We start from the raw sequence: 14,270 nt of genomic DNA on the forward strand, positions 1-14,270 counted from the left end.
GATCTGGAACCGGCTAATTACCGGTATCCAGATCATTTTTAACGATTTCTATTACATGAGGCCCCCATGTCCAAAGCATATGATGGTATTCGTGTCATCGATACAACGCACGTCCTCGCGGGTCCCTTCGCCAGCTATCAGATGGCTGTTTTGGGGGCTGAGGTCATCAAAGTTGAGGCCCCCAACGACCCAGACCAGGCGCGTATGCAAGGCTCCGATCGCTCCCTGAACGATTGCGGATTGGGCACCGCGTTTATGACTCAAGCCTCGAACAAAAAAGCCCTGGCGCTTGATTTGAAGACCCCCGAAGGCTGCGAGGCAATGAAACGCTTGATCGCAACAGCCGATGTGCTAGTGGAAAACTACCGGCCAGGCGCTTTCGACGAACTTGGGTTGGGTTTTGACGAGATGTCTAAACTGAACCCGAAACTGATCTACTGCTCGATTTCAGCTTTCGGATCGACCGGCCCGCGCCGGGAACAGACTGCCTACGATAACGTTATTCAGGCGTTCTCCGGCATGATGGCGATGACGGGCCATGGCGATGGCAGGCCATTGAAATCGGGCGCTCCCGTAGTGGACTACGCCACGGGCACAACTGCCGCCTATGCGATTTCTACAGCCCTGTTCCAACGCGAGAGGAATGGAGGCAAGGGCCAGTTTGTTGATGTCTCCATGCTCGATGTGGCATTTATATTATCTAGTTCACACCTCACCGGCTTCATGTGGAACGGCAAGCACCCCGAGCAAAAAGGCAATACTTTCCCATTTGCAACCATTGGTTGCTATCAGGCATCCGACGTTCCGCTGATGATTGCTGCATCAAATATCATCCAGCAGCGCCGTCTTTGGACAGCTCTCGGTCGTGAAGACATGATCAAGACTGATAACAATCAGCGTCTGGACGCCCATGCCGAAGAGACCGACGTACTGACAAAAATCATCGGTACGATGACGGCAGATTACTGGGAAGACTTTTTGCAGAAAAGACGCATTCCTGCCGCTCGCATACGCCGTATGGAAGAGGCTCTTTGCGACAGCCAAGTGGCCAGCAGGCCGGTACTCCACCAGCACGACGCACCGGATAGCAAAGTGGATGGGCTGACAGTTCCAGTCGCTGCATTCAGCCTGTCTGAGAGCCCATGTGAAATCAACCTGCCACCGCAGCTCGTTGGCGCACAGACCACCGAAATTCTGGCAGAACTGGGTTATGGGTCCGAGGAAATCGAGACTATGCGATCGGCTGGCGCCATCAACTGAACTAAACTCAGACGATCCTGAACATCACGGGGCCGCTATAGCTACACGCCTGCAAGCTCAAGGACAAGACATGACCAATCCGCTTATTGCACTGGCCAACGCCGCCGCCGCTTGGCAAAGACAATCTCTCACCGAAGACGTCACCTGGGCGACACGCCGCTCCATTCTGGACTGGTTTGCCACAACCCTGCCGGGTTGCGTATTACCACCCTCGACACTGCTGTCCGATGCCTTTGCCGATAGCCGCGGCCAGGGTAATGCGATCTGTTATGTCAACGGCCTGACCGGCTCACCACGAAATGCGGCTCTGCTGAACGCCACTGCAAGTCATACCGTCGAGTTTGACGATATCTTCAAGGATGGTGGTTATCACCCGGGTAGTCCGACCATTGCCGCCGCGCTGGCCGTCGCTCAGGACAGGGGGGCTTCGCTCGAACAGACGCACCGCGCGATTATTGGCGGCTATGAAGTTGGCTGCCGGATTTCGCTGGCCATTCAGCCCAGCCACTACCGCTACTGGCATACCACCTCGACCGTTGGCACCATGGGTGCCGCTGTGGCGACCGCCATGGTTCTGGGGTGTGACGCGGATCAAATCGCCCATGCCATCGCTCTCTCCAGCAGCTTTGCCGGCGGACACCAGCAGAACCTCCAGGGTGACGGCATGGCCAAGGCACTCCACCCCGGCCATGCGGCCGATGCCGGCATTCTCGCGGGAATCGCCGCGGCCAATGGTATCACCGCCTCTCTTGATAGCCTCCATACCGACAAGGGGTTTGCGGCGGCGACCAGCGCATCGTGCGCAGACTGGGCAACGGCGCTGGAAGGTATAGGCGACTGGACGCCCATAACCCGCATGACGGTCAAGAATCACGGTTGTTGCGGGCACATTTTCCCGGCGCTTGACGGCCTGAATCTGATACAGGAAAAAGAAGGTTTTACACCCGACGAGATCAACTCGATCCATGTCCAGGGGTACAGCGCAACCGAGCAGATGTGCAATCGACCGAATCCCCAGTCGGCCCAGGAGGCCCGTTTCAGTTTGCAGTACTGCATCGCGGCGCAACTGCTGCTTGGCGGCGTCCGGCTGGCAGCATTCGAATCCGAGGTACTGGCACGCCCGGATATTCGAGCGTTGATGCAAAGAGTCACGGTCAGCGAGGATGCAGAACTGGCGTCGGCCTATCCGAAGAAACGCATGGCCAAGCTTCTCGTACAACTGAAAGATGGACGTCAGATCTCCCATTTCCAGGCCACTAGAAAAGGCGACCCGGAAGATCCACTGTCAGACCAGGAACTCATCGCCAAGTACGATGAACTCGCCGGGTCCATTCTGCCGCACCAGCAGTTGCAGGCTTTACGCCATACCGTGCTGTATGGAAACGAGCTGCCCGGCTCCGTGTCGCCAATTGCTCCTTCGCCTGACACCAGCGCCTGATGATCAAGTCAACGACCCGGTATGATAATGCCGGGTCCTTGGCTACTGTCCCTGAAATCGAGATCTGGTGCCTTGCACACGGCAAGATCAATATGTCCAACCACCTCCAAGTGCCCCGCTCATCCGCCGTGGATGACCGATGGCGATGGCACCGCCGATAGGGATTACACGCGGACCTTCGTCGTCGAGCCCCGGCTCACCCGCGACCGCCAGCCCCTGACCCCAAACGCGTCTTTGAGCGCTATCAGGCCCACCTGATGCGTGTTCTCCAGCGCCTTGCACTCAGAGGGAGGGCAAAGGGCCGATTTCCAGAAAACGTAGCGGTACCCTTCCAACAACAACACGGATTCGTTCGTGGGCACAGGCACATTGCTCAACCGCCTGTTCGCAGCTGAGCCACTAGGCGCAGGGCGCTATACACCGGAATCATCGGCCAGGTTATCGGCTGTGCGGGCATGCTGCCAGCGCCCAAAAGACGGTGCCTTTACGGACTAATGACGTGCCCGCCGGTGCTGGTACCAGCCTCAGGTGAAAACACCTTATGAACCAGGCTGGCAAACAGGCTCCTTCCCTATTTGTCTGTTATGTACGGGAAGGTATTCCGCACATGCATGGATGCGTGTGTGCGGTCACGCCATAGGCTCTTTAACCTACAAGAATGGGCGCAGGTGCGTGGACATGCAGGCCTTCTTCAGGGGAAAAAGGTGGCGTTCGCTTTGGCCTGCGGCCAATGATGAACATCCCTGCTTCATGTATTAACCCGCCGGGCTAATAACCTGCCGGTTTATTAACCACCGTCCCCATCACGAAAGAAACCCACAAGAACAGGCACTGAGGCATGGGCGATTTATTCGCAGTTTCCCTGTGCCGATCGCCTGATTTAAACTCGACGAGCAGCGGCAATAAACCAGTGTATCCCCGGTAAAAGAATACAAATCCTCACGATCTGGAAAGACGTAATGATCGCAACATCGTAGCCGAGGAATTGCGCAGTCAATGCCATCTCGGTCACCCCCCCCGGGGCAGCACTGAGGACCATTGTTTCCCAGGGTTGGCCTATCAGATGAGCGAAGGCGATCGCGGTAGCACTTGTAAAAAGAATAAAGCACAGCATCGAGAGTATCAGCGCAAGCGTCAGCTTCCCTCCACCAAAAAATAGATCTTTGGTAAAGACAGAACCTAACCAACTCCCAAGCACGACCTGGGCTCCCGCTAAGATAACATAGGGATAAGGAGTCACGTGCAGGCCACAGCTAGACACCACCGCAGTGCAAAACAGAGCACCAAAAAAATAGGGGTTTGGTAACCTAATCGCCTTGAATAACAGACCACCGGCCACAGCTGAAATCGATAGCAGTATTACACCGCCCAGATCAAATGAGCTGGCCGCTCCAGGCCCTCGGCCTGAGTTGCCGGGCCAGCCATCGGCTGCGTATATCGCAACGGGGATTAGAACCACAACAATCGCTATTCTTATTGTTTGTGATAGAACAACCAACCCTCTGTTCAACCCGAATTTTTCAGCAACCACGACAGCTTCTACCGGGCTGGTTGGCATGGTGGACAAAAGGGCGGTTGGATAATCAAGATGGGAAAATCGCTTGAGAAGCATTGATACAACGACTGCATTTATGCTGGTGAGAAGTGTTAACCCAACAATGATAGGAGCCATATCCATCACGATGTCTAACGCATCGCTGGTGAAAGCTAAACCTACTGTAGACGCGATTATCATCTGCCCAAGCGGACGAGTTTTCGCAGTCACCGGTGTTGTTGCCAACCCGGTAACATAAATAAATGCTGCGAATATTAATGGCCCTATCATGAATGGTAATGGCATCCCTATTTTAAGAAAAAGCCACCCCACCGCTGCGCCAGACAAATACAGTACTAGTAATTTTATTGGTTTATACAAAGCCACACCCATAAGACCAGATCCACAAAATCGAACAAATTTGTTTTTCTATTCCTCGAATACTGAAGCCAAACTCGCCAGCAGGCGTAGTTCTAACTGAAAGATAAGGAACAAAAAATAGCCCGAAACAGGAAACCAACTTTGGTTCTCAGTTCCGGGCTCACAGCTTCACGAAGCGATTAAGAATCGCCGATGTTATTCTTCCTCGTGATATATCTCCTGCACATGGCGTCGCTGGTTCAGCTTCTTGCGCACAAAACGCAGGGCCGGTAATGCAAACGACAGTACCGCGACAAGCAGCAGAACCAACGTGAGCGGGCTGCTATAGAAGATGTCGAACTCGCCATTGGAAATAACCAGTGCGCGTCTGAAGTTCGTTTCGAGCATCTCACCGAGCACCAGCGCAAGAATGATCGGTGCCAACGGAATATCGACCTTGCGCAAGATGTAGCCGATGATGCCAAAGGCCAGGGTAACGTACACAGGAAACATCGAGTTTTCCGAGGCATAAGCACCCATCATGCATATGGCCGCCACCACCGCTGCGATAGCCGGACGGGGGACATCTGCAACCTTGGCCCAGTACCTTGCGCCTGCCAGGCCAATAAAAACCATCACGGGAACACTGACCCAGAGTGACGCAAAGATTGTGTACGGAATTTCAGGCTGGGTTGCGAAGAGCAGCGGCCCCGGCTGTATGCCATGGATCATCAACGCGCCTATCATGATGGCGGTGGTCGGCGATCCCGGAATACCGAGCGCGAGCAGTGGGGCAAGCGCGCCTGATACCGCCGAGTTGTTGGCCGACTCTGATGCAGCTATGCCTTCGATGCTGCCTTTACCGAACATTTCCGGTGTCTTCGAGGTTTTCTTGGCAACAGCATATGAAACAAAGGAGGCGATAGAAGCACCCGCACCGGGAATAACCCCGATGACATAACCGATCACCGAGCTTCGCAGGAGGTGAAATTTCAGCGTCCCGAAGGTTTTAAGCGGTACGGCAAATATCCCGCTCATCGGCTGACTTTTGGTCTTTTCAGAAGGACCTGCCTCAACCATGAAAAAAACTTCCGAGAGAGCAAAGAGCCCCAACAGCACCGGTACTAGAGGAAAACCCTCGAAAAATTCGGGACTATGACTAAAACGGGGTACACCTGTCTGCGCATCCAGACCAACAGTGGCGAGCGCCAAACCGATACCCATGGCGATGCCACCCTTGAGCGGCGATCCGTTTGACAAGGTCGATACGAGACTCAATCCCACCAGCGCAAGAGCAAAGTATGCAGTAGGCCCAAAGTTCAGTGCGAACTCAGACAGCGGAACCGCTGTCAGGAACAAGAAGACTGTACTGATAAAAATCCCGATCCCTGACGACACTATAGAGATATTTAGCGCAACCCCGGCTTTTCCCTGCTGAGTGAGAGGAAAGCCATCCCAGGACGTCGTCACGGCGGCCGCTGTTCCAGGCGAATTTACGAGTATTGCCGAAATAGCTCCACCGTACTCGGCAGCGGCATACAGCGAGACCAGCGTTACAATCGATACCAGCGGATCAAGGGTGTAAGTAAACGGGATCAGAAGCGCGACACCCAGACTGGGGCCGAGTCCCGGCACCGCACCAATCATGTAGCCAAGCAGCGCCCCGGCCAGAAGCCCTAATGGAACCATCGGATCGGCAAAGGCGGAAAAACCAAGCAATATATTCTCAATCATGACGACACCTTAAGGAAAGTAGACACCGAGAGCGAGTATGAAAACGGCATATATGCCAAGGGCCAACCCCAGTGGGACAGTGATAAGCTGCAAGGGCCGCCGCTCGCCTGCGAAAAACATGAGCAGTGCAACGAGGATTGCGGATGCTGCCAAAGCCCCGAGCGTTTCCATGAAGGCGCCTAAGGCGACGAGTACCAGCATCGCGGCGACAACCCAGACCGGGCGACTAAACCCGACCAGTTCGTGCTCCTTCTCTTTGAATATTTTCACCAGTCCAATGCAGAACATTACGAATACGGCGACCAGGGTTCCAATGGCGATTATCATTGGAAAATCGCCAGCCCCCATGGATTTCGCGTTCATTGGGCTCGGAAGTTTTATGGCTTCATAAAGGTAAGATCCGACAATAACCAGCAATATAAAACCAAACAGAACTTCTAACCACACCATGGGTACCTGAATAGCCAGCTCACTCTTCTTCTGGCTATGATCGGAATGCTTTGGCTGCTTTCGCGTCGACGCTGTCGATGTATTCATTTTTTCCTCCCGCCTCAACCAGACTATCGCCTGGATTCTGCTACGCCACGCCAACAGCCGTGACGAGGACCAATTGTTGTTATTCGAGGTGCGCCCAAGAATGCACTCCAGGCAACCATAGCCCGAGCTTCGACGTTTGAGCTGCTGCCCTGCGAAACCCACACCTCTCTGTATACGCCTCCTACTATGACGGTACACGCATCGCTACGGAACTGAGTATTTATTGGGCCTCAGGGCAGCTTTCTGTTAGGCACGAGACACCCGGGACGATTCCGGGGCGCCCAAGGCCGCCTGTCCATAGCCCCCACAGGGCCCTCACACAGGGCGCTATCCCGGCGTTACCGGTGACCTCGACACAGGCCCTCGTCTGGCTCCCAAACTTTTTGTTAGCAAAAGCGACAGCTTTACTCATTTGCACCTTGGATTCGTAAATTCAAGAATGAGGCATAGGATGACCGCCTGAATAAGTACTGTTTAAAGTTCTGTTATTGAAGTCGAATTACTTATTTAAAAAAGTCAGCCTGATAACTCGATCTTACATACCACTCGAATAAGTTTTACTAAATAAAGAGGCCTGCCATGAGTCAAGAAGCTCTTATCGAATACCAGCTGGAAGATGACATTGCCATTCTGACCCTCAACCGGCCGGAAAAGCGCAATGCCATGAGTGATGCAATGCGCGCTGAATTGGTGGGGCACCTGGAAGCCTTGCGCAGTAACCGTAATGTACGCGCACTGATTATCACAGGCAAAGGTAAAGGCTTTTGTGCGGGCGGCGATATCGCCGGAATGAAGATACGTATGGAGCAAGATCCCGCGGTCGTCGGTTTCAATGGCTGGGAGCGCCAGCAGGGCGTGCACTATGCCGCAAGCCTGTTACTTAACCTGCCGATTCCTACCATTGCGGCCGTCAACGGCGCCGCTGCCGGCCTGGGTGCAGACCTCGCGTTATCCTGCGACTTTGTAGTGGCTGCACGCCCGGCCCATTTCACTTGGGCCTACATCGCACGCGGCCTCATACCCGATGGTGGCGGCATGTATTTCCTGCCTCGCCGCGTCGGCCTGGCTCGCGCCAAGGCTCTGATTTTCAGTGGTCGTCGCGTCAGCTCGGAGGAAGCACTGCAGCTCGGAATCGCCGACAGCGTCTGTGAGGCGGATGCGCTTCTGTCCACCGCCATGGATATGGCGAAGGAAATGAGCAGCGGCTCACGCACTGCCATCGCCCTGACCAAATCGATCATCAATCACAGCTACGAAATTTCCGAACACCAGGTGTTTGACGAAGGCAGCAAGGCCCAGGGGATTTGCTACACCTCGCAGGAACACCGCGCCTCGGTGCAGGCATTTCTGGATCGCGCGAAGGAGGCAGGTAAATGAAACAGCTGGACGCACTACTCAACCCAAAAAGCGTTGCTGTAATCGGTGCCTCGGCCGACCCCACAAAAACCTCCGGTCGGCCGGTGTCATATCTCATCAAGCACGGTTTCAGCGGTGCAATCTACCCGGTTAACCCCAAGGCTGCTGAAATCCAGGGACTGACCTGTTATCCGAATGTCGAGGCGCTGCCAGAGGCTCCCGATGTGGGGCTGGTTCTGCTGAGTGCCAAGCGCAGTATTGATGCCGTCCGCTCGCTCTCCAAGCTGGGCTGCAAGGCTGCTATTGTATTGGCCAGTGGTTTTGCCGAGGCCGGTGAAGATGGACTGGGGCTGCAAGACGCGCTGAAAGAAGCTGCAGGCTCCATGCGCCTCCTTGGCCCAAATACCATCGGCCTGGTTAACCTGTCGGCGGGCATCCCGCTTTCCGCCAGCGGCGCACTCGAGGTCAGCGACCTGCCGGCCGGCCATGTCGCGGTTGTATCCCAGAGCGGGGGGATTTTGGGTGCCCTGCTCTCCCGTGCTGCAGGTCGCGGAATCGGACTGTCATCACTGATCTCGACCAGTAACGAAGTCGATCTCGAAGTCAGCGATTTTATCGACTACCTGGTGGATGATGACAATACCAAGGTCATCGCGCTCTACCTGGAGAGTATCCGCAACCCCCAGCGTTTCCGTGAAGTGGCTATACGCGCTCGCGACGCAGGCAAGCCAATTGTGGTGTTCAAGATCGGCCGCTCCGAAGCCGGTGCCAGCGCCGCCAGTTCCCATACGGGTGCACTGGCCGGTGAAGACCGCGTCTACGATGCTTTCTTCCGTGAGCTGGGCGTCATTCGTGTCAACACCTTCGATGAATTCCTCGACATTCCGGCGGTGCTGGTTGCCGGCCGCAAACTGGCTGGCCGCCGTGTTGCTGTGCTGACCTCCACAGGTGGTGCCGGTACGCTGATCGCGGATAGCCTGGGTGTAACTGATTTTGATACGCCTGCGCCAGATACCGACACCGCCGAGAAGCTGCGTGCACTTCAGGGTGATACACCTACCGCACTTGACCGTAATCCGATCGACGTGACCCTGGCTGGTCTGCAGCCCGATCTGCTGCGCCAGGCGATCCGCATCCTGCTCGAGAGCGACAGCTATGATGCTCTGGTCGTGATTATCGGCTCCTCCGGCCTCGCCATGCCCGATCTGGTTGTCAGCGCCATCCAGGATTGTCTGAGCATTAACGACAAGCCGGTACTGGCGTATGTCAGTCCCTATGCCCCGGATACTCTGAAGCGCTTGAACAGTGGCGGTATTCCAGGGTTCAGCTCACCCGAAAGCTGCAGTGCGGTACTCGAAGCGCTGTACTTTACCGGACAGCCGTTACTCTCCAGCGCATCTGCGGCGCCCGGCGTTCAGCTTCCCAACCTGGACAATCTGCCAGGCGGCTCCCTGGATGAGGCAGCAGCCAAGGCTCTGTTCCGTCAGGCGGGTATTAATGTACCGCAGAGCAAGGTTGTCACCACCCGTGAAGAGGCCGTACAGGCAGCGCGTGAGTTGGGTGAGCCGGTCGTTCTGAAAATTATGGATGCCAAGCTGCTGCACAAAAGCGATATCGGTGGCGTAGCGCTGTTCCTGAACGCGGACAGCATTGGTGAGCGATTCGATAAAATGATCGCCGATGTTGAATCCCATATCGGTCGCTGCCCTGATCAGTTCCTTGTCGAAGCAATGATCGCCGGCGGTCATGAGCTCATTCTTGGCGCCAACCGCGATGCCCTGGGCACGGCACTCCTTCTGGGTGCCGGCGGTGTCACCGCTGAGCTGTTCAAGGACACCGCGCTTTGCATGTTGCCTGAAACGGGTGCGCTGACGCTTGATCAGGCCAGGGCGATGATGCAGAAACTCACCACCTGGCCTCTGCTTGATGGTTACCGTGGCTCCGTTCACCGCGATACCGAAGCACTCGCTCAAGCAATCGTGAACTTCTCTGCGCTGATCGTTGCGCTGGGCGATCGTGTTGTCACGTCGGAAATCAACCCGCTGTTCGTTCTGCCTGAAGGTCAGGGCGTAGTTGCTGCCGATGCCGTGCTCGTGCTGGATGAGAAGAACGCAGGAGACAGAACTGATGGATGAACCACAAACCAGCGGCCAGGTTCATCTTCAGCACGAAGGGGATATTGCGGTAATTATCCTCGACAATCCCCCTGTTAACAGCAGTACGGACGCAGTACGAAGGGGCATTCTGGCGGCACTGGCACAGATCGATGTCGATCGAACACACGCGGTCGTACTGACCGGTGCAGGACACAACCTGATGGCCGGTGCCGACCTGCGCGAGCTGGAAAATGAACCGACGGAACCGACACTGCCGCACGTAACGGCGGCACTGGAATCCTTTCCCGTACCGGTGATTGCCATCGTCAAGGGCCATACCCTTGGCGGTGGCCTGGAGCTGGCGCTGGCCTGTGACCTGCGCCTGGCCACTGCCAATGCCACTCTCGGTCTGCCGGAAGTCACCGTCGGTGTCATTCCAGGCGCTGGCGGCACCCAGCGTCTGCCGCGTGCGATTGGCCTGCCAAAGGCATTGGAGATGATCGTGACGGGCAAGCCTGTCAAAGCCGACACGGCGAAGGCGCTCGGGCTTGTCAACCACCTGCTGACCGAAACAGCGACCGATGCCCAGTACGCTGAAATTCTCGCATTCGCACGCGACTACGCCGGCGGTAAACAACCGCTGAGCGCACGCGATGTTGCAGCGAGCGACGACGACGCCTTAACGGCTCAAGCCAAACAGCTGGTATCCCGTGCACGCGGCCTGCCCAGCGCGGCAGCCGCTGCCGAGGTAGTGCTCAGTGCCGGCAAGCTCAACTTTGCCGATGCGCTAGCCACAGAGCGCGCCAGGTTCCTCGCCCTGCGCGGCAGCGAAGCGGCAAAGGCGTTGCGCTACCTGTTCTTCGCCGAGCGTGCCGAACCCTTGGTACCGCAGCAACCGGTGCAGGGACGCGCACTCGAGCGCATTGCGGTGATCGGTGCCGGCACCATGGGCAGCGGTATCGCGCTCTGTGTATTGAATGCCGGTTACCGCGTCGATCTGGTCGAGCTCAACCCTCAGGCTCTCGAGGCCGGGATCAACCGGATCAAGAGCGAGCTGGAAGGCGACATTAAACGCCAGCGTCTGAGCGCTGCAAAACGCGACGATATTCTGGCGCGACTGAACGCAACACAGGATATCAGTGATATTTCAGGGGCAGGCCTGGTGATTGAAGCCATCATCGAAGACCTGGAAGTCAAGCGCTCGCTGTTCAAAACCCTTGCAGAGGTTGTCGACAAGGACGCGCTGCTGGCGACCAATACCTCCTACCTCGATATCGACCAGATCATGGCTGATGTGCCCAACCCCGAGCGTACACTTGGATTGCACTTCTTTAGCCCGGCCCACCGCATGTCGTTGCTGGAGGTTGTGCGCAGCAACTCGACCAGCGATCAGACACTCTGCACGGCACTGACATTCGCCAAGCGCCTTAAGAAAAAAGCGATTGTCGTCGCCAACGCCTGGGGCTTTGTCGGCAACCGGCTCTACGCCGCCTACCGCCGCCAGTGCGAGTTCCTGCTCGAAGAGGGGGCCAGCCCTGAGCAGATCGACGCCGCGATCGAAGCCTATGGCTTTGCCATGGGCCCGTTCAAGGTTGCCGATATGTCCGGCCTAGATATCGCCTGGAGGATGCGCCAGCAGACAGCCGACAGCCGACATCTGCGCCGTTATGTCGGCATTCCGGACCTGCTGTGCGAAGCCAACCGGCTGGGCCGCAAGACGGCTAAGGGCTACTACCGCTATGACGACAACCGCCCGGTAACCGATCCCGAGGTAGCCGCGATTATCGCTGATTACCGTGCTCTGAATAACATTGAGCCAAAAACCTTTAGCGCCCAGGAGATACAGCAGCGAGCCGTGCTTGCACTGATCAACGAAGCACTGCTACTGATCGCTGAGGGCGTCTGCCAGCGCCTCGAGGATATCGATATCGCACTTGCCCATGGCTACGGCTTCCCCCGCTGGAAAGGCGGTCCAATCTTCATTGCCCGCCAAATGGGCACAAAAGCATTAAGTGCGGCCCTCTCCCAGCTTGCCGCGGCCAGTGGCAAAGGCCACGAGCACGGCGATGTGACTCTGGTAACCCTTGATGCTGATTCAGCGAAGGAGTGATAGCGATGTCAGAAGCTTTGATTTGCGATGCAATTCGCACCCCCTTTGGCCGTTTCACCGGCGGTCTGTCGTCGATCCGCACCGATGACCTGGCAGCGCTGCCGATTCAGGAACTCGTTAAGCGTAACCCGCACCTGGACTGGAGCCTGGTCGACGATGTGATCTACGGCTGCGCCAACCAGGCCGGTGAGGATAACCGCAACGTCGCCCGCATGGCCGCATTGCTGGCCGGTCTGCCGATCTCGGTACCAGGCGCCACGCTGAATCGCCTCTGCGGCTCGGGGCTCGATGCGGTGGGAAGTGCAGCTCGCACGCTGCGCTGTAGCGAAGCACAGCTGCTGATTGCCGGCGGCGTTGAGAGCATGAGTCGCTCGCCCTATGTCCTGCCCAAAGCCGACAAGGCGTTCGGTCGTGCTCAGCAACTGGAAGATACCACCATCGGCTGGCGCCTGGTGAACCCCAAAATGAAGTCGATGCACGGGGTCGATGCACTCACTCTGACGGCTGAAAACGTTGCAGACGAGGAAGCTGTATCCCGGGAAGATCAGGACGCCTTTGCCCTGCGCAGCCAGCAGCGCTGGAAGCGGGCACAGGATGCCGGCTTCTTCGCCGGCGAAATCATGGAAGTCACAGTCAAACAGCCGCGCAAACCGGAACAGGTGATAACAATGGACGAACATCCGCGGCCTGATACCTCACCCGAGGTGCTCGCAGGCTTGCGGGGTGTTGTCAGAGAAGGCGGCTCCGTCACGGCCGGCAACTCGTCTGGTATTAACGATGGTGCCTGCGCGCTACTGATGGCCACCCCTGCCGCCGCGAAGCTGCACGGGCTCACTCCGCGCGCCCGGGTCGTCGCCATGGCCACCGCCGGTGTCGCCCCACGCGTCATGGGCATGGGTCCGGTACCGGCGGTGGAAAAGGTGATGCGGCTGGCCGGCCTGAGCATCGATGCGATGGACGTCATCGAGTTCAACGAAGCCTTTGCCTCGCAGGCCATTGCCGTCTGCCGACGCCTGGGACTGCAGGACGACGACCCCAGGGTCAATCCCAACGGCGGCGCCATCGCCATTGGCCATCCGCTGGGCGCCTCAGGCGCACGCCTGGTTACAACCGCACTGAACCAACTGGAACACCAGAAAGGACGATTCGCCCTCTGCAGCATGTGCGTCGGCGTGGGCCAGGGCGTAGCCCTCATTATCGAACGCCTCTAACCTGGCTCCGGCATCGTTGCGCATGGACTGGCAGAACCCAGGGGCATGGACGCCTCCGTTAACCCGACTGATAACCTGCTATCCCGTCGGGTTGATAGATTTACCCCTGATGAGGACAGGAAAATGTTCCCCTATTTCGAAGCATCGATCAAACCGCGCTTCAGCGAAACCGATATGCGCGGACATATAAACAACACCGTGATCCCCGTCTGGCTGGCGGATGGGCGGGCGGCGCTGTTTCGTGAGGAACTCGGAGTACGGATTCCGACCATGGTGGTGAACCTGAACATTAATTTCAGCCGGGAACTCCACTGGGGATCGCTGGTGACTGCGCGCACGGCCGTTGAAAAAATAGGCAACAGCTCCATCTGCTTCGTACAGGAGCTCTGGCAGAATGAACAGCGGTGCGTGCAGGCACACACGACCATCGTGGCACTGGATATGGAGACCCGCAAACCGATGCGCGTACCTGACCTCGAAAGGTCCCTGTTGACTCCGTATTGGATAACCCATGCAAGCTAGTGCACTGGTGCATGCTTGACAGTGCTTTAGCGCGCTCATTTTTTCACCCGCCAAGGCGTAAGCAGAGTCATAGCGGGCCTATACCCATGATACCGGGCGGCACAACCGCTAC

General features: G+C 56.9%; 10 protein-coding genes. 7 read left to right on the forward strand and 3 right to left on the reverse strand.

The features are described 5' to 3' along the window. Positions 1-66: 66 nt before the first annotated feature. Both MRS74_RS08830 and MRS74_RS08835 read left to right on the forward strand, forming a co-directional pair. On the forward strand, positions 67-1,260 hold the full coding sequence (locus MRS74_RS08830) for a CaiB/BaiF CoA transferase family protein (protein WP_254579913.1): 1,194 nt from the start codon (positions 67-69) through the stop codon (positions 1,258-1,260). Between the two features lie 70 nt (positions 1,261-1,330). Further along, positions 1,331-2,698, forward strand: a complete 1,368-nt coding sequence (locus MRS74_RS08835; RefSeq protein WP_254579914.1) for an MmgE/PrpD family protein — start codon at positions 1,331-1,333, stop codon at positions 2,696-2,698. A gap of 880 nt (positions 2,699-3,578) precedes the next feature. Here the strand turns inward: MRS74_RS08835 and MRS74_RS08840 are convergent. The 3 genes from MRS74_RS08840 to MRS74_RS08850 form a co-directional block, all read right to left on the reverse strand. Beyond that, positions 3,579-4,625, reverse strand: a complete 1,047-nt coding sequence (locus MRS74_RS08840) for an AbrB family transcriptional regulator (protein WP_254579915.1) — start codon at positions 4,623-4,625, stop codon at positions 3,579-3,581. A gap of 183 nt (positions 4,626-4,808) precedes the next feature. Then, complete coding sequence (locus MRS74_RS08845) at positions 4,809-6,326, reverse strand: tripartite tricarboxylate transporter permease (RefSeq protein WP_254579916.1); 1,518 nt, start codon at positions 6,324-6,326, stop codon at positions 4,809-4,811. Between the two features lie 9 nt (positions 6,327-6,335). Beyond that, a complete protein-coding gene (locus tag MRS74_RS08850; RefSeq protein WP_254579917.1) occupies positions 6,336-6,863 on the reverse strand; it encodes a tripartite tricarboxylate transporter TctB family protein in 528 nt (175 codons plus the stop codon). A gap of 579 nt (positions 6,864-7,442) precedes the next feature. Between MRS74_RS08850 and MRS74_RS08855 the strand changes: the two genes are divergently transcribed. The 5 genes from MRS74_RS08855 (at position 7,443) to MRS74_RS08875 (ending at position 14,158) form a co-directional block, all read left to right on the forward strand. Then, positions 7,443-8,240 carry an enoyl-CoA hydratase/isomerase family protein gene (locus MRS74_RS08855; RefSeq protein WP_254579918.1) on the forward strand — a complete coding sequence of 266 codons (798 nt, stop codon included), beginning with the start codon at positions 7,443-7,445 and terminating at the stop codon, positions 8,238-8,240. Beyond that, positions 8,237-10,354 (forward strand): acetate--CoA ligase family protein, encoded by a 2,118-nt coding sequence (locus tag MRS74_RS08860; RefSeq protein ID WP_254579919.1) that lies wholly within the window; start codon positions 8,237-8,239, stop codon positions 10,352-10,354. Before MRS74_RS08855 ends, MRS74_RS08860 begins: the two co-directional genes overlap by 4 nt. Continuing rightward, positions 10,347-12,425 carry a 3-hydroxyacyl-CoA dehydrogenase NAD-binding domain-containing protein gene (locus MRS74_RS08865; RefSeq protein WP_254579920.1) on the forward strand — a complete coding sequence of 693 codons (2,079 nt, stop codon included), beginning with the start codon at positions 10,347-10,349 and terminating at the stop codon, positions 12,423-12,425. The genes MRS74_RS08860 and MRS74_RS08865 overlap by 8 nt, the downstream gene beginning before the upstream one ends. A 5-nt stretch (positions 12,426-12,430) precedes the next feature. Beyond that, a complete protein-coding gene (gene pcaF, locus MRS74_RS08870) occupies positions 12,431-13,636 on the forward strand; it encodes a 3-oxoadipyl-CoA thiolase (RefSeq protein WP_254579921.1) in 1,206 nt (401 codons plus the stop codon). A 123-nt stretch (positions 13,637-13,759) separates the two neighbouring features. Then, on the forward strand, positions 13,760-14,158 hold the full coding sequence (locus tag MRS74_RS08875; protein WP_254579922.1) for an acyl-CoA thioesterase: 399 nt from the start codon (positions 13,760-13,762) through the stop codon (positions 14,156-14,158). Positions 14,159-14,270 lie beyond the last annotated feature (112 nt).

The sequence above is a fragment of the Marinobacterium sedimentorum genome (genome assembly GCF_024267675.1).
In the GTDB taxonomy this organism is placed as follows: domain Bacteria; phylum Pseudomonadota; class Gammaproteobacteria; order Pseudomonadales; family Balneatricaceae; genus Marinobacterium_A; species Marinobacterium_A sedimentorum.